The organism is Bradyrhizobium centrolobii, from assembly GCF_001641635.1.
Lineage (GTDB): Bacteria > Pseudomonadota > Alphaproteobacteria > Rhizobiales > Xanthobacteraceae > Bradyrhizobium > Bradyrhizobium centrolobii.
The window spans coordinates 57,493-72,059 of sequence record NZ_LUUB01000074.1; the positions used below are offsets into that span (position 1 = coordinate 57,493).

The 14,567-nt window shown below is 59.6% G+C and carries 14 protein-coding genes, 1 tRNA gene and 2 pseudogenes; 10 read left to right on the top strand and 7 right to left on the bottom strand.

From position 1 onward, the window contains the following. Positions 1-149 precede the first annotated feature (149 nt). The 4 genes and pseudogenes from AYJ54_RS24060 to AYJ54_RS24070 all read left to right on the top strand — a co-directional run. A pseudogene (locus tag AYJ54_RS24060) lies at positions 150-643 on the top strand (class I SAM-dependent methyltransferase); the annotation flags it as partial. A 1-nt stretch (position 644) separates the two neighbouring features. Continuing rightward, positions 645-786, top strand: a pseudogene (locus tag AYJ54_RS52685) (SAM-dependent methyltransferase); the annotation flags it as partial. 175 nt (positions 787-961) lie between these two features. Continuing rightward, positions 962-1,324: a hypothetical protein gene (locus AYJ54_RS24065; RefSeq protein WP_063702738.1), complete on the top strand. Its 363-nt coding sequence runs from the start codon at positions 962-964 to the stop codon at positions 1,322-1,324. A 258-nt stretch (positions 1,325-1,582) separates the two neighbouring features. Next, positions 1,583-1,659 (top strand) — tRNA-Met (locus tag AYJ54_RS24070). On the opposite strand, the gene AYJ54_RS47740 is transcribed toward AYJ54_RS24070, so the two are convergent. The 3 genes from AYJ54_RS47740 to AYJ54_RS24095 all read right to left on the bottom strand — a co-directional run bounded on the left by AYJ54_RS47740 (position 1,616) and on the right by AYJ54_RS24095 (position 3,952). Beyond that, on the bottom strand, positions 1,616-3,247 hold the full coding sequence (locus tag AYJ54_RS47740; protein WP_082905839.1) for a recombinase family protein: 1,632 nt from the start codon (positions 3,245-3,247) through the stop codon (positions 1,616-1,618). The two genes, AYJ54_RS24070 and AYJ54_RS47740, sit on opposite strands and share 44 nt — an antisense overlap. After that, positions 3,186-3,449 (bottom strand): hypothetical protein, encoded by a 264-nt coding sequence (locus tag AYJ54_RS49685; protein ID WP_136623894.1) that lies wholly within the window; start codon positions 3,447-3,449, stop codon positions 3,186-3,188. Before AYJ54_RS49685 ends, AYJ54_RS47740 begins: the two co-directional genes overlap by 62 nt. A gap of 281 nt (positions 3,450-3,730) precedes the next feature. After that, positions 3,731-3,952, bottom strand: a complete 222-nt coding sequence (locus tag AYJ54_RS24095; protein ID WP_136623895.1) for a hypothetical protein — start codon at positions 3,950-3,952, stop codon at positions 3,731-3,733. 242 nt (positions 3,953-4,194) lie between these two features. On the opposite strand from AYJ54_RS24095, the gene AYJ54_RS24100 reads away from it, so the two are divergent. Together AYJ54_RS24100 and AYJ54_RS24105 are read left to right on the top strand one after the other, a co-directional pair. Then, positions 4,195-5,601, top strand: coding sequence for an aspartate ammonia-lyase (locus AYJ54_RS24100; RefSeq protein ID WP_063702746.1), 1,407 nt, complete (start codon positions 4,195-4,197; stop codon positions 5,599-5,601). A gap of 517 nt (positions 5,602-6,118) precedes the next feature. Continuing rightward, entirely contained in the window at positions 6,119-7,141 is a 1,023-nt protein-coding gene (locus AYJ54_RS24105) for a LysR family transcriptional regulator (RefSeq protein ID WP_063676454.1), read from the top strand. 309 nt (positions 7,142-7,450) lie between these two features. Here AYJ54_RS24105 and AYJ54_RS24110 read toward each other — a convergent pair whose 3' ends face one another. From AYJ54_RS24110 to AYJ54_RS24130, 4 genes are all read right to left on the bottom strand, one after another. Further along, positions 7,451-8,110 (bottom strand): hypothetical protein, encoded by a 660-nt coding sequence (locus AYJ54_RS24110; RefSeq protein ID WP_063676452.1) that lies wholly within the window; start codon positions 8,108-8,110, stop codon positions 7,451-7,453. Next, positions 8,111-8,524, bottom strand: a complete 414-nt coding sequence (locus AYJ54_RS24115; protein WP_063702747.1) for a helix-turn-helix domain-containing protein — start codon at positions 8,522-8,524, stop codon at positions 8,111-8,113. 28 nt (positions 8,525-8,552) lie between these two features. Then, entirely contained in the window at positions 8,553-9,053 is a 501-nt protein-coding gene (locus AYJ54_RS49690) for a hypothetical protein (RefSeq protein WP_136623897.1), read from the bottom strand. A gap of 900 nt (positions 9,054-9,953) precedes the next feature. Next, positions 9,954-10,565, bottom strand: coding sequence for a MarR family winged helix-turn-helix transcriptional regulator (locus tag AYJ54_RS24130; protein WP_063702751.1), 612 nt, complete (start codon positions 10,563-10,565; stop codon positions 9,954-9,956). Positions 10,566-10,710: 145 nt separating this feature from the next. Here AYJ54_RS24130 and AYJ54_RS24135 point away from each other — a divergent pair, with 145 nt between their 5' ends. Genes AYJ54_RS24135 through AYJ54_RS24150 form a run of 4 tightly spaced genes read left to right on the top strand, consistent with a single transcriptional unit; the run spans position 10,711 to position 14,559 of the window. After that, positions 10,711-11,229: a flavin reductase family protein gene (locus AYJ54_RS24135; protein WP_063676446.1), complete on the top strand. Its 519-nt coding sequence runs from the start codon at positions 10,711-10,713 to the stop codon at positions 11,227-11,229. A 21-nt stretch (positions 11,230-11,250) separates the two neighbouring features. Beyond that, positions 11,251-12,720, top strand: a complete 1,470-nt coding sequence (locus AYJ54_RS24140) for a 4-hydroxyphenylacetate 3-hydroxylase family protein (protein ID WP_063676444.1) — start codon at positions 11,251-11,253, stop codon at positions 12,718-12,720. Between the two features lie 17 nt (positions 12,721-12,737). Continuing rightward, positions 12,738-13,118 (top strand): hypothetical protein, encoded by a 381-nt coding sequence (locus tag AYJ54_RS24145; protein WP_063676442.1) that lies wholly within the window; start codon positions 12,738-12,740, stop codon positions 13,116-13,118. A 52-nt stretch (positions 13,119-13,170) separates the two neighbouring features. Then, a complete protein-coding gene (locus AYJ54_RS24150) occupies positions 13,171-14,559 on the top strand; it encodes an ABC transporter substrate-binding protein (RefSeq protein ID WP_245329115.1) in 1,389 nt (462 codons plus the stop codon). Positions 14,560-14,567: the final 8 nt, after the last annotated feature.

Sequence of the window (14,567 nt, forward strand, 5' to 3'; positions counted from 1 at the left end):
CACCAGCGAGATCTCGCGAGTTGAGAAAGCCCCCACCCGGCGCTGCGCGCCGACCTCCCCCGCAAGCGGGAGAGGTGCAGCGAGTTTGGGGCGGCATTTCAATCCACCAACCGTCATTACATTCTAGAGATTCGCGCAGGGCAGGGGGCATGGCAGCAGACATCTCGCGAGCCGGGGTCGAGAAGGCCTATGGCCGCTGGGCGCCGGTCTACGATCTCGTGTTCGGCAAGGTGTTCGACGCAGGTCGGCAGTCGACCATCGCGGAGGCCGACCGGATCGGCGGCCGCATCCTCGACGTCGGCGTCGGCACCGGCCTGTCGCTGTCGGACTATTCACGCACGACGAAAATCTGCGGCGTCGACATCTCCGAGCCGATGCTGCGCAAGGCGCAGGCGCGCGTGCGCGCGCTCCGGCTCAGCAATGTTGAGGTGCTCTCGGTAATGGACGCGAAGAACCTCGCGTTCCCCGACGGCTTCTTCGATGCGGTGGTCGCGCAATATGTCATCACCGCCGTACCTGATCCCGAAGGCACGCTCGACGAGTTCGTGCGCGTGCTCAAGCACGGCGGCGAGCTGATCCTCGTCAACCACATCGGCGCCGAGACGGGCCCGCGAAAGCTGTTCGAACTTGCCTTTGCGCCGTTNCCGCCGGCTCGGCTGGCGCCCGGAATTCCCGTGGGAGCGCCTCGTCAATTGGGCCGCAAAGCACGGCGGCGTCACGCTCGCCGAGCGCCGCCCGATGCCGCCGATGGGGCACTTTTCACTGATCCGCTACCGCAAATCGTGATCGGGAGCATGATCCGGACCCGAGGGACCGCGTTAGCGAAAAGTGTGAAGCGGTTTTCCCTCGCGACAAACGCGGAACGCGTTTGCGCGGAGATCATGCTCAAAACAGAAGATTAAAGCGCAATCAACTTGCGCTTTCGCCGGAACACGCGGCGCGGCACGCGCGTTTCCGTTCCATGCGCACGACATCGAAACTCGTCTTCACAAGCCTGTTGATCGCCGCCTCCGGCGCCGCGATCGCGCAGGCTCCGCCCGCACCGGCGACGCCGCCACAGCAGACCGCGCCGCCCTCGCCGCAGCACGCCGCCGACTGCACGCCCCAGGACCGGCCGAATCGCGCGACCGCGCCCGACGGCATCACCACCGGCCAGGCGAGGGAACCGCTCGGCGACAAATTGGCAAAGTCCGACGGCGTGCTCTGCCCGCCCTCCGGCGTCGACCCCGAAATGCACGCCCCCACGCCCGAAAATGGCGGCAACACCCCCGTCATCCCGCCCCCCGGCAGCCCTGGCGGCGACCCCAACGTGAGGCCGAAATAGGGCTGTTCCACACGCAAAATCTCGTCATGCCCGGGCTTGTCCCGGGCATCCACGTTCTTGAGGCTGCAAATAAGACGTGGATGGCCGGGACAAGCCCGGCCAGGACGGATTCAGCGCCAAAAACGGCCGGATTCACCCGCCGACATGTCCCGCCGAAGCTTTAGCGAAGGCGGGCCCACTTTGCTTGACAGCCCGCAATCCCCTTCCTTATATGCCGCGCGTTCGCGAGATCGGCCGTTTCGGCCGCGCGAGCCCTGTGGCGGGGTAGCTCAGCTGGTTAGAGCACGGGAATCATAATCCTGGGGTCGGGGGTTCGAGTCCCTCCCCCGCTACCACGTGTGACCCACTACTATGGTGGGCCTGCGGAAACAGTTGGCCGCCCACCAGAGCAGCTAGTTTTCCTTTCACTTCGACCTCGAAGCCTTCTCCAGGTCCTTTTGGGTGGACGGTGACGCTGTGCACGAGTGCCCGGAAATCGTCGATCAGAGAACCCCGGTCGTCCTCTGCGCCGACGTGGCTGGCAATCGTCTCGGCAAGCGTATTCACGGTTTGGACGTAGCGGTCCAAGGTCGCCGGATGGAGCGCGACGGGGACGGGCGCTTCCTCGAGTGCGGCCAGTTCAGCCTCGACGCATAACCGCTCTTCCATCAGCTCCGCGATCCGCTGCTTGGCATCATTCTCTGAAATCACGTACTTGATCACGAGATTGATGTTGCGCTGCCGCTCGCCCTCGATTCGGTCTCGTTTAGCCTCCAGTCGTGCGCGCACAGCGATCGCGTCACCGGCAAGCCGCTCTCGTTCCCTGTTGTATTTGCGCACATAGATTTCGATCAGGCGCGGATCCTTCAACTCCTTCGCCATGCCACTGAGCACAAGCCTTTCGACGTCACGCAGGTAGATAATCCTGCGATTTGAACAGCTGCCGCTCTCGCGAACCGCTGAACAGCGAATTCTGGTTTTTCCGGTCTTGTCACGGTCGTGCACCGACATCCCGGATCCGCAACAACCGCAGCGAAGGAGGCCGGAAAGAAGATGCGCCGCTCGTCGCTTCACATGGCTGGCCAAATGGCTCTTCTCGGCCTTCAGAGCATGAGCCTGCTCCCAGACAGACTGTTCGACGACACGTAGTTGAGGTGCCTCGATGCTTTGCCACTCATCACGAGGGTTCGGGCGAGACAGTCGTTTGCCGGTGTCGGGATCCTTCACCATGCGGACCTTGTTCCAGACGATCCGGCCGGCATAGAGCTCGTTGAAGATAAGCCCAGCAGCGCGTTTGGCGTTGCCATTGATCGTCGACCCATTCCATCGCCGCCCCCGCGGTGGGGGAACGTCTTCTCGGTTGAGATCGAGTGCGATTTCCCGGGGCGATCGTCCAGCGGCATATGCAGCGAAGATGCGTCGAATGATCGCAGCTTCGGTTTCGACGACTTCGAGTTCGCCGGGTTTGCCGGGCACCGCTCGATATCCGTAGGCGCGTCCGCCAGCATGTCGACCGTCGCGTATTACGCCCGCCATACCGCGACGGACCTTCTTGGCTCCATCTTCACGCTGCATTTGTCCAACGAGGCCGCGAATCCCAATCAAGATCGAGTCCGCGACGCCGTCATGGACGGCTTGGATTTCAATCCCCTGGAAAGATAACCTTTTGTGGATGCCGGCCAGGTCTTCCATGTCACGAGAAAGACGATCCAACGCTTCCACAATGACAACGGTGAAACGTTGTTGGCGCGCCGCATCCATAAGCTGCATCAAGCCATCGCGGCCGAATACAGAGGCCCCAGAACGAGCCTTATCCTCGAAAGTCGCAACGACGTTGAGTTGATGACGGGCCGCATAGGTCCTACACAGAGCAATCTGATCTTCAGTCGACTTTTCGTTTTGAAGCTCGGTCGAGAACCGAGCATAAACTGCTGCGGGCTTCATCTTGACCACCACCGCTGATGCATTTCTCGCTGGCGGCGTCAATATGAGTTTTCATCAGCCGCTCGGTCTCGAAGAGATGATCGCGCCTCGCATCGGCGATTGCAAGGGCTTCAACAAATTTGACAAAGGCAGGATCTATTTCACGTGGGTCTGCACGCCGAGGTGCATGATGAAAAACTTCCATCGTCTTCGCACGCTTCATAACAGAAAGATGCTGCATGCAGTGTAAGAGGGGAAAATCGATTTCATATCGATCGCAGAATTGGATATGATTGAAAGCAGAACGGATAGACTCGAGAGCGGAGAAATCTGGAGCGGGTTGTTGCTCTCGCAGAGATCAGTTCAGGAATCCATTGCGTTGCTGTGCAGAAAGACCCCGCAACTAGACCATTATGATCACCGGTAGTTTCGTTGTGTTTCTGGTGCAAAACTGGTGCGGTCCGTGGTCATTTGTCGAAGCCGTAGGCGGGCGACACGCGCGCATCAGCGCCGGGTGGCCAGCTCTGCTTGAGTCTGAGCGCGATGTGCTTCGCCGGGCTCATGACCTAGCTGATGTCCTCTGAGGCGGTGTGACCTTAATGTCCGCTTGGCGCGACCGGGTGCAACCTGAATGACGCGGACGTCGATGGTCTGCTCAAGCAGGCTCGGCGAGATCATGGCGTTACTGTCCTTGCCGCCTTTGCCTTCATCGACGCGGATGATCATTCGTTCGCCTCGCGACAGGGCGAGACCTATCCGCTCCATGATCTCATCTGTGCGGTTCGCCACATGCTGATCAGCCGGCTCACGGGATGTGCCGCAGGCTTCAAGATAAGCGTCGCTAATACTGTACTTGAATTTCGCTAATTGCTTGATGAATCGATTAATTTCTCCCTTTCGATCTGCTTACTCTGACGGCGCGAATTGAGTTCGCGCAGATCACCCAATAGCAAATCGAAAGCTGCGTCATGAGTCAGATGCGGATCGAGAAAGACAGCCTCGGCCAACGAGAGTTGCCTGCGGACGTGCTCTACGGCATCAATACTGTTCGGGCTTTGGAGAACTTTCCGCTCACTGGCCGCACGATCGCGACGCTTCCCGGATTTGTCGCAGCCATGGCGATGGTCAAGGAAGCAGCGGCGCGGGCCAATCGGGAAATCGGCGCGCTCTCGACGGACCGGGCGGAAGCCATCATCAAGGCTTGCCGGGAAATCCATGCCGGAAAGCACGATGCTCACCTTGTCGTCGACGTCCTCGAAGGGTCGGGTGGCACCTCATGCAACATGAACGTCAACGAGGTGGTCGCAAATTTGGCTGCGAGGCTGGCCGGCAAGCCGGCCGGTGACTACGCGTTCGTCCATCCGAACGAGCACGTCAATCTCGGTCAATCGACCAATGACGTGGTTCCGACGGCCATGAAGCTTGCTGTCTTCCGTGTGCTCGAGGGTGCCTCCCTTGCCTTGATGGGATTGGCCGACGGCTTCTCCGAAAAGAAGAAGGAGCATGCCGAAACACTGAGGCTTGGTCGGACCTGTTTGCAAGACGCTGTGCCAATGCTGCTCGGCCAGACCTTCGGGGGATATCAGGCTGTCATACAACGCCACGCGAAACATTTGGAGGATCTGTGCCGCCGATTGCTGACCGTCCCGCTCGGCGGCACTGCGGTTGGCACGGGACTGAATTCGAGGCCGGGCTACAAACAGGCGGTCTTCCGCCACCTGTCGGTTCTGGTCGGCCACGAGGTGAAACCGACCGCCGATGCGTTCGACGGAATGCAGAACCTCGACACGTGCGCCCGACTGTCAGCCGAGCTGCGAAATTCCGCAAATTCTCTCTGGAAGATCGCCAATGACCTCATTGTGCTCTCGTCGGGTCCAGGCGGCGGCGGTATCGGAGAAATCGCGTTGCCGGCCGTTCAGGTAGGGTCCTCGATCATGCCTGGCAAGGTCAATCCCGTTATCCCCATGGCTGTTTGCCAGGCAGCATTTGCCATCTGCGGGAACGATGCTGCGATCGCAATGGCCTGTCAGCAAGGATTGTTGGAGATCAATCATTACGAACTGCTGATTGCCGATCGCCTGATTGATTCGATCACACTCCTCCAGCGTTCGGCGACGATCTTCCTCGAACGCTGCGTGCGCTCGCTGACTGCAAATGAGGAGCGATCCTGGCAAAATCTGCTGGCGTCGAGCGCACTGGCGACCGCACTGGTGCCCGAGCTCGGGTATGCGCCCGTCGCCAGCACCGTGCGCGCCGCCCTCGATGAGCATCGACCCTTTCTCGATGTCGCCGTCGAACGCGGGCTGCTGCGTCGGGAAGACGTACGTTCGGCCATGCGCCGCGCTGCCGTTGAACCGCCAGGCGCGTCGGGGTGATGCAAATTCTTTGTAAGAGACAAATCAAAAAATTCTGGAGGAAGCAATGAGTGAGGTCCAAGTGGGGATGGGGATCAGGTTTGAAGATGTTCCCCTGCGACGGCTCCATCTTCGCGCCGGATTTAGCGCCTGTGGCGGACAGTTTGCCGATGGTTTTGAACTCGGCATCATCGGTATCGCTGTTGCGATCGCGGCGACTCCGCTGCAAGTCGGGCTGGCCGTGCTGCAAGCCGCATTGGATCGGCGACGAGCACGTTCCTGCTGCCCATCATCGTCCAGGCTTACGGAATACAGGTTGCCCTCGGAGCCTGGGTAGTCGTCACCCTCCTCGGAGGCGTGATTTGTCAGCTATATGCTCCTGAGACCGGAAAGCTGTCCCTTGGCTCCATCGGCGACGACGAGCCCATGGCACGCGCCTTGCGCTCAAGGTACAGTGAACCGGCCACGCTCGACATCAACGAGCACGCAACGCGGTCGACCTGAAGTCGGCCCGTTTTGCGGATTCGGAGTAGGACCGATGCAAGCCAAGACACGGCATTTCGAGGGGGGCTCGTATTTCGGAGTGAACCTGAGAGACCTTCAGGTCTTTCATGTCCTTGCCGAGGCACGAAGCATGATTGTGGCCGCCGAGCGGATCGGCGTCACGCAATCGGCCGTATCGCAATCGGTTGCGCGGCTCGAAAGCTGGCTCAAGACCGAACTTGTGGATCGCTCGAGCCGCCCCATCCGGATTACCCATTCGGGTGATTTGCTGCGACAAGGCGTGTCCGAAATCCTGGAGAGCGTTCAGCGAACGGTCGAGGAGGTGCGGCTAGGGTCGAAAGGCAATATTCCGATCGTGCGGTTTGGGCTCGTTGACTCCTTCGCAACAACGGCGGGACCGGAGATCGTCAAAGGTCTTAGCGAACGGGTCGACCAGCTTCTCATTTGGTCTGGAATTTCGCCGGTACTCGCGAGCCAATTGCTCGACCGCTCTTTGGACATCATCGTCGCGAGCGATCCGATGGCAGAGCATCCGGAACTGGCCCGCCAGATCTTGTTCCGCGAGGCCCTGGTCGCAGCCGTTCCTCGTCATGCGGCTGGTCGTTTCCGTGAGATCTCGATCGAAGCCATGTGCGCCGAGTTGCCATTCGTACGCTTCACCAAACGGTCACAGCTAGGCAGGATGGTTGAATACTATCTCAGCCAACGCAGGCTGGCTCCACGGAAGAATCTCGAGTTCGACGCCAGCGAGGCCGTCCTGCGCATGGTCTCGAGCGGCATCGGTTGGACCATTACAACGCCGCTCTGTTTACTTCAGTCGCACTTGAAGGCGCTCGATATCGAAGTGCTTCCTCTGCCGCCGCTGTGTTTCCGCCGGATATGCGTTATCTATCGTCCAGGTGAATTGGTGCAGATCACGCAAAAGATCATCGAGCTTTGCCGCGATTGCGTGGAAACCTCGATACTCCCGAGCCTCAAACAACTCGCCCCCTGGCCGGACGTTGTCTCCAACGAGGTGCAGGCAGACGTTTCTCCATCCGCGGTGCGGCCTTCCTAGCAAAAGTCCAACACCAAAATGATCTGCGTCTGTTACTTCGGACGGAGCCTTCCGAGGGTGATGCGGACTAAACAGCTCTCGCCCGACAGGACAAGCTTTCGCGCACGTCGGAGACTTGCGAAACAAATCGACGGTGGATGGGCCGTTCGATGTCAGCGGCGCGAAAGCGCGATAGGGCTGACCATAGTCAGATCGAGTGTGGAGAGGCAATTCGAGGACCGTTGAGCAGCGAGCGGCAAAACGGGGCAGTTCTGGTGCGGTACCCAACCATCAGTAAAACGAAGACTTCGGCGCCCTGAAGGCATCTGTTCAACTCGTCCCAAAAATCTTCTCAAGCTGATTGAGAACGCGCATGTGGTCAGCCGTGCGAAGCGGCGCAGAGGAAAAGTATTGGTTGGTGCTGTAAGGCTCTCCAGCTCGCCGTTCGAATACAAACTCTGGGGGGCGCGGCACGGGCGTTGCGGCCGAATCATAGTGCAACTTGATCCCGCTCATTTGATAGAGCCCGACCGGCTGCCCATAACTCTTCAAAGACTGGCCTATAAGGGCGGCTACAGAGTCGATCTTCTGAAGGTGTTTCTCAAGATCTACGTTAGTCACGACCTCGAGCTGACTGATGAACGCCTTCACGCCGCTTTCCTTGATGGGAATGGCGTGCTCAGTCTTCGCCCATTCGAGAACTTCGCCCATAAATTCATCGCACGCACTGTTGTCAGCTAGCGCCTCGCACAGCATCCCATTCTCGTAGACCTGTAGCTTAGATATGACTAAACCTTTGTAGTATCCTTGCAGAAAGGTCACGCCCTTTGTGAAGTCCAACTCCGCTATGGTGGTCGGGACTTGGACGAACCCGTATTTGTCCTGCAAGCCTCTAATCAATGGGATGGGCGATCGTCGCACCGCTACCGGCTCCGCCGGTTCCGCAAAAAAGCGAATAGCTTGACTTACTAGAACCGCTTTGATCTGCATCTATTTCACACCGATAAGCTGCGAGCGATAACTCTGCGGTGCTTCAGGAGTGGCGCTTTTTTGCGTGCCTCCTAGCGCAGAAGGCGCTGATGTGTTCGAGGACGGGGCCGTGGATGCGATTTGCATGAGAGGGTTGTTGGTGCTCGCCGGCCCGCCAACAGCCGACGATGACGTTTGCCCGGCTACTCGGTGATTTCTCTTGGATTCTGACGGATCGAATATCTTCAGTTCGATGTCGTGGTCTAAGCCCCAAACCATGTCGGCAATGGTTTCGACGGTCATATTGGTCCGACCGGTAAGACGATGGTGCACGGCGGACCGATTGACGCCGAGCTTGTTAGCAAGGCTCGATTGATTGAGCTCGCCCGCTTCATGTTTTTTGGCATAAGCGTCCCGTAGCTGTCCTTCGATCATTCCGGAAAGCTTCAAGAAAATCTGCCGTCTAGGGCTTGGCTGGCGGCGGGAAGATGGCAAGGATATCTCCTAACAACACAGAATCTTCGAGCTTGTGCGTTTTGATGAAGGTCAGCACGTCTTCGCGCTTGGAGTCGTTCAGCGTTGAAATTCTCTTTGTGTCGGTTTCAAGCGCAAAGCCCACCGCCACAAACGCGCGCGCTCGCGGACACCATCCATAAATTCTCGCGCCGGGAACATGGATTTTCCAGACACCTTTTTTGTTGGGCAGCATGCGACGAAGGTCGCCTGCATTCGGTCGCTCAGAGCATCTGAAATCGCACAAGCCTTGCTCGATATGCTCTGCAATCGTCCTTCCACCTATTGTTAGCTTGTCATCATGAAGCGCATCCGTGGAGTCGAACGCGTCCCAGAATTTCGGCGCAACCCATAGTTGATTTACCGTCTGCCTAGGTTCCCAAGCGGGTAAATCATAGAGTTCCGCTATCGTTCCCAGAACATCGTCTATTGTTGCCATATAAGTCAACAACTCTAAACTTCAAATGAAGGCGACCATCAAACTTCTAAAGGTTGTAATGAAATAGCAGCACTACGTCTGGGAGGAAAGCGTCGCGGACCTCGTAGCGAGGACCGCTTTCGGCTGGTCTCGACCCGGCCGCGGGTCGCCGCCGCGCCTTTTCCGCCTACGCCGAGAGCTAAATGGCGCCAATCTTCACGCAGAGCGCATGGGCGACCATGAATATCGGAAGGGCGATGAGGAACCATACGAGGCTGTCTGCATCGCGCTCCGGCGCAAACTCGCGGTTTGCGTCTGTCTCGCGAGCGTAAGGGACTGCTGAGAAAGCTTGGCTAGGACGGGTACGCCTGGCTGCGCGCCGTAATAGCTGTTTGACGGTTGCTTCGCGCTTTAGCGTGATCTCAGCGCGTTCTTCTCGGTCAGGCATCCTACCGCTTCACCTTTAACCCGATCTCGACTAGCCGGCGAATGGCCTCCGGGCGGCCGGGCAGGTCGTTCTCTTGGCGGCGCCAGTCGTCAATCTGCTTTGCCAGGTCGTTCTGAATACGGACCCCCACGAGATCGCCAGTTTCGGTGGCGCGTGTCTTTCGTGCTTTCGTGTTAACATGAGTTGCTTTTATCATGTTTCCATGATAACACGGGAACAGGCCGAGGGAAAGATTGTAGCTTCCGCCTCGGCCCTGACCCAAGTCATACAGGACCGAAATCCAATGACCCAAGCTGATCGCGTGTATAGCACGCCACCCACAAGCTCGTTCGCAATTCCCGGCGACTGCGGCGCTGTTGAATTGTCCTCGCGGTCTCTGATTCCAGCCAGCCAGTCTGCCGCATGCCAGCCGGTCGGCGAGGACAACTGCTGGCTCAGAAGGTGACATCAGCGACAAGGCGAAAACGGCAGCCGTCCTCCTGGCGTTATCGGGTGTTGCGAAGCGTCGTGCGGCGCTTCTTACGGGATTCCGGCAAATTCGCTGCGGAGGCCTGCTGATCTTCCTGAAACTTGAGTGTCGCTCGAACATGTTCGGCGAGCTTCAATGCGCTGTCGGCATTGGATGCGAGGCGAGACAGAAGCTGGGATAACAGTTTAAACTCCTCGCGCGTCAGCATCCCAAACAATGCGTCGTTGACCGGTCGTTGCAGGGCGGCAAGACGGATCAATAGACTCACCCCGTGCTGGGTGAGGGTAAGTTGCACCCGCCGTCCGTCTTCCGGATGGGGGCTCTTCTCGAGGAGGCCGTCGGAAACCAGCTTGTTGATCTCGTTGGTGACGAAGGCACCGCTCAAGTACAGTCGTTCGGCGACCCGGTTCACTCCCATCGGTTCTTCCGCGGTTGAATTCTTGATCGCGATCAGGATCAGATACTGGGTCGGCGATAGGCCGACAAAGCCCGCGAATGTTTCACGGGCGGCTTCCAGGCTGCGGCCGAAGGCGAAATAGTCGTACAGGAGACCTCGAAGCGTACGGTCTCCCTCTTTATCGAGTAGCTCGGGTTTCGACGCCGTCGAGAGCGCATCGGTCACGGTCATTCTCCCCGCAAAATCATAGTCTTGCCAGCTTGCTTAAAAAGCACGCATGGGCGCGCCCAGCAAGTGGGCTTGACATCTCCAAATAGCTTTGTCAAAAAGCTAGCTGAGAATTATAAATCAGGACCGGGCGACGAGGCGGGTGTCCATGGAGGATCGTGCATTTAGGCGTGCGCTCGGAGAATTCGCCACCGGTGTTGCGGTGGTGACCGCGCGCGGCAAGGGCGAAGAGCTTATCGGCGTGACCATGAGTTCGTTCAACTCGGTCTCGCTCGACCCGCCGCTGGTCCTGTTCAGCGTCGACCGCAAGGCACGTAGCCTGCCCGCGATGCTCGAAGCCAGGGGCTTCGCCGTCAACATCCTGGCGCGCGACCAGGAGCAGATCTCCAACCAGTTCGCGCGCGCTCTCTCCAACAAGTGGGATCAGGTCAAGACGTCAGTCGGTCACGCCGAGGCACCGCTGATATCGGGGGCTTTGGCCCATTTCGAATGCGCGCCGTTCGGAAACTACGATGGCGGCGATCATGTGATCTTTGTGGTCCGCGTCGTCCGTCACGCTGCGCGTAGCGAGCCGGCCCCGCCATTGATCTTCTTTCGCGGTCGTTACCGCGACCTCGTCGACGAAACCGAGCGCGAGCCGACCTGGCCGCTTCCCATTCACTACTAGCTTCGAACCGGAGAAACCGCGATGCGTAGCGCAAAGGAATATTTGTCAGGCCTGAAGGACGGCCGGACCATCTACATCAACGGCGCCTCGGTGGGCGATGTTACGACCCACCATGCCTTCCGCAATCTCGCCGGCTCCATGGCGGGCTTGTTCGACTTTGCGAGCGCGCCGGAGAACGCGGATCTGATGACGTTCGATACGGGCGCCGGCCGCGCCAACCGCATCTGGCAGCTTCCGGCCTCCTATGCCGAGCTCGTGACGCGGCGAAAGGCGCTCGAGGCATGGGCGTCGCTGCATGCCGGATTCATGGGCCGCGCCCCGGATCACGTGGCATCCTGCATTTCCGGACTCTACATGGGGCTCGACGTCTTCAAGGACTATGATCCGGCCCGCGCCGGCGCGCTCGAGAGCTACTACCGCTACGCCCGCGACAAGGACCTTTATCTCACCTACGTCATCATCAATCCGCAGGCCGATCGTTCGAAGGGGGCGGCCGAGCAGGCGGATCCGTTCCTCACCGCCGGTGTCGTCGACCGCGATGCCGAAGGCATCACGATCCGCGGCGCCAAGATGCTCGCCACCGGCGGTGTGGTGGCCGACGAGGTCTTCGTCACGACCATCCAGCCGATGCGCCCGGGCGAAGAGCGCTATGCGATGTCCTTCGCGATCCCGATGAAGACGAAGGGTCTCAAGATGCTGTCGCGAAAGTCCTACGAGGACGCCGCCGGCGCGGTGTTCGACAATCCCTTGTCGAGCCGTTTCGACGAGAACGACTCGGTTCTCTACTTCGACGACGTGAAAGTGCCTTGGGATCGCGTCTTCATCGAGGGCAACGTCGAGATGTGCCAGAAGCAGTTTCACGCCACGCCCTGCCACGTCTATCAGAACTACCAGGCGATGGTTCGTCTCAGCGTGAAGCTCAAGTTCCTGACTGGCCTTGCACATCGGACCGCCGAAATGAACGGCGTTACTCAATTCCCGCAGGTTCGCGAGATGCTCGGTCAGCTCGCAGCAGAGACCGGCATGGTCGATGCGCTGGTGGCGGCGATGGAGGCGAAGGGCACGCAGGTCGGCCCCTATTTCATCCCGGACCGGCACACGCTCTATTCCGCGCAGGTGCTGACGCAGCAGCTCTATGCCCACGTCATCAATACGCTGCGCGAACTCGCCGGCGGCGGCATGATCATGCTGCCTTCGTCGGTCGCCGACTTCGGCAACCCCGAGATCGCAGCGTTCATCGGCAAGACCCAGCAGTCTCCGAAGGCCAATTCGCATGACCGAGTGAAGTTCTACAAGCTCGCCTGGGATGCCGTCGGCTCCGAGTTCGGGTCTCGCCACCAGCAATACGAGATGTTCTACGCCGGTGCGACCTTCGTCACCAAGGGCCATTCCTATCGCACCTATGACTGGGCCGGCGCGGACCGCCTTGTCCAGACCATGCTCGATTCCTACGACCTCAACGGCGTCTCGACCGCCAGCAAAGCCGCCTGAACCAAGGGAGACAAAGCATGCCTGTCAACAAGAAGCACGACGAATTCTACACGCTCGACATGGCCAGCGGCTGGGAAGTGCCGGCGGGCTATCCGGCCGGCATCCAGCAGAAAATCATCGCGGGAGGACTGGACGAGGAGAACCGGCGCGGGACGCGGACCCGGCTGCTCCGCTTCGCGCCCGGCGTCCACACGACCGCGCCATTTTCGCACGAGTATTGGGAAGAGGTCTATCTCGTCTCAGGTGACCTCATCGTCGGCAACGATGCGAACGGCGAGGGTGGCAAGAGCTTTCCGCCGAATACCTATGCCTGCCGGCCGCCGCACGCACCGCACGGGCCTTTCAAGTCCGTGAAGGGCTGCCTGCTTCTGGAGATGCACTATTTCGATCCGGTGTGACGCCGGATCGTTGCTCCACAACTTCATTTGACTGCCTAGGGGAAGAGAAATCATGGCGTTCAAAGGTATTTCCATCGTCGTTGCGCGTTGCCTGTCGTCACTCGAACTGCTCTTCGGACTCCATCGCGGGTTGTCGCAGGCCAATCTCCGATTGGTGGCCGACGGTCTCGCCGGCGCTCTCGCCATCGGTGTCGCGGCCGCCACTCCCGCCGCTGCACAGGAAAAGCCGGGCTCGTTGGGGCTGGGCATCTTCACGTTTACGTCCGGTCCCGCCGCAGCCTACGGCATGCCCGGCAAGAATGCCGCGGACCTCATCATCGAGGAAATCAACGCAAAGGGCGGCATTGAAGGCGTGCCGGTCAGGGCGACTTACGTCGACGAAGCACAGGGTGCACAAGGCGTGATCGCGGAATATCGCCGGTTGGCGGCAGACGCGCAGAACCAGGTGATGGTCGCCGCCTTGTCCAGCGCGAATTGCCTCGCGCTCGCACCGCTCGCCGAGCAGCTCGAAGTGCCAACCGTGGGCTGGAACTGCGATACCCATCAGTTGCTGATCGACGGCAAGAGAAAATACGTCTTCCGTCCCAACGGCAACACGGTGCCCGAATTCATCGCCTATGCGATCTACCTGCTGGATCGCAAGCCGGATGTGAAAACGGTTGCGATCATCAATCCGGACTATGCATTCGGTCACGACGCTGCGAAAATCTTCACCGCGGCGCTCAAGGCCCTGAAACCGGACGTCGAGATCGTCGCTGAACTCTATCCGAAGCTCGGCTCGCCCAACTACCAGACTGAGATCTCGCGCCTCGCCACCGCGCGGCCGGATGTCGTATTCTCCAATCTCTGGGGCGCCGACCTCGAGAACTTCGTTCGTCAGGCCGCGCCGCGTGGAATCTTTACCTCCAGCCAGGTGATCCTCGCGCTGGGTGAGACCGTGCTGCAACGCGTGCCCTTGCCCGACGGCGTGATCGTCGGCGTTCTCGGCGACGGTTGGTGGATGTCGCCGGACGCCAAGGCCAATCCCGAAACGGCGAAGTTTGCCGAAAGATACAAGGCGCGCTTCGGCGAGTATCCGGTGTTTCCGTCCATCAAGATGGCCAACACGCTGATCTACGTGAAGGCCGCCTACAAGGCCGCGATGCAGAAGAACGGCGGAAAATGGCCGACGCGCGCCGAGCTCGCGGATGCCATGAAGGGCAGCAAAGTCGCGACCTTGACCGGCACCGCACAGACGCGCGCCGACAATGACGGTCTCGTCGACCAGATCATCGGCGTTACCGTGAAGACGCCGGCGCAGCAGTTTCCCGTGATCGGCGACATGGTCCGCTACAGGGGCGACAGCCTGATGCCGCAGGCCGGTCAGGACCCGCTAGCCTGGATTTCGACGCTCAAGCCCGAGTTCGCCAAGAGCCTGCCGAAGCCGGGAAGCTACAAATAGTCCGGGAC

Bases quoted from the DNA above. Each gene is read 5' to 3' on its own strand.
- AYJ54_RS24150 (WP_245329115.1), top strand. From the start codon at position 13,171: ATGGCGTTCAAAGGTATTTCCATCGTCGTTGCGCGTTGCCTGTCGTCA.
- AYJ54_RS49685 (WP_136623894.1), bottom strand. From the start codon at position 3,449: ATGAAGCGTGCGAAGACGATGGAAGTTTTTCATCATGCACCTCGGCGT.
- AYJ54_RS24065 (WP_063702738.1), top strand. From the start codon at position 962: ATGCGCACGACATCGAAACTCGTCTTCACAAGCCTGTTGATCGCCGCC.
- AYJ54_RS24140 (WP_063676444.1), top strand. From the start codon at position 11,251: ATGCGTAGCGCAAAGGAATATTTGTCAGGCCTGAAGGACGGCCGGACC.
- AYJ54_RS24145 (WP_063676442.1), top strand. From the start codon at position 12,738: ATGCCTGTCAACAAGAAGCACGACGAATTCTACACGCTCGACATGGCC.
- AYJ54_RS24110 (WP_063676452.1), bottom strand. From the start codon at position 8,110: ATGCAGATCAAAGCGGTTCTAGTAAGTCAAGCTATTCGCTTTTTTGCG.
- AYJ54_RS24105 (WP_063676454.1), top strand. From the start codon at position 6,119: ATGCAAGCCAAGACACGGCATTTCGAGGGGGGCTCGTATTTCGGAGTG.
- AYJ54_RS24130 (WP_063702751.1), bottom strand. From the start codon at position 10,565: ATGACCGTGACCGATGCGCTCTCGACGGCGTCGAAACCCGAGCTACTC.
- AYJ54_RS24135 (WP_063676446.1), top strand. From the start codon at position 10,711: ATGGAGGATCGTGCATTTAGGCGTGCGCTCGGAGAATTCGCCACCGGT.
- AYJ54_RS24115 (WP_063702747.1), bottom strand. From the start codon at position 8,524: ATGATCGAAGGACAGCTACGGGACGCTTATGCCAAAAAACATGAAGCG.
- AYJ54_RS24100 (WP_063702746.1), top strand. From the start codon at position 4,195: ATGAGTCAGATGCGGATCGAGAAAGACAGCCTCGGCCAACGAGAGTTG.
- AYJ54_RS47740 (WP_082905839.1), bottom strand. From the start codon at position 3,247: ATGAAGCCCGCAGCAGTTTATGCTCGGTTCTCGACCGAGCTTCAAAAC.
- AYJ54_RS24095 (WP_136623895.1), bottom strand. From the start codon at position 3,952: ATGATCATCCGCGTCGATGAAGGCAAAGGCGGCAAGGACAGTAACGCC.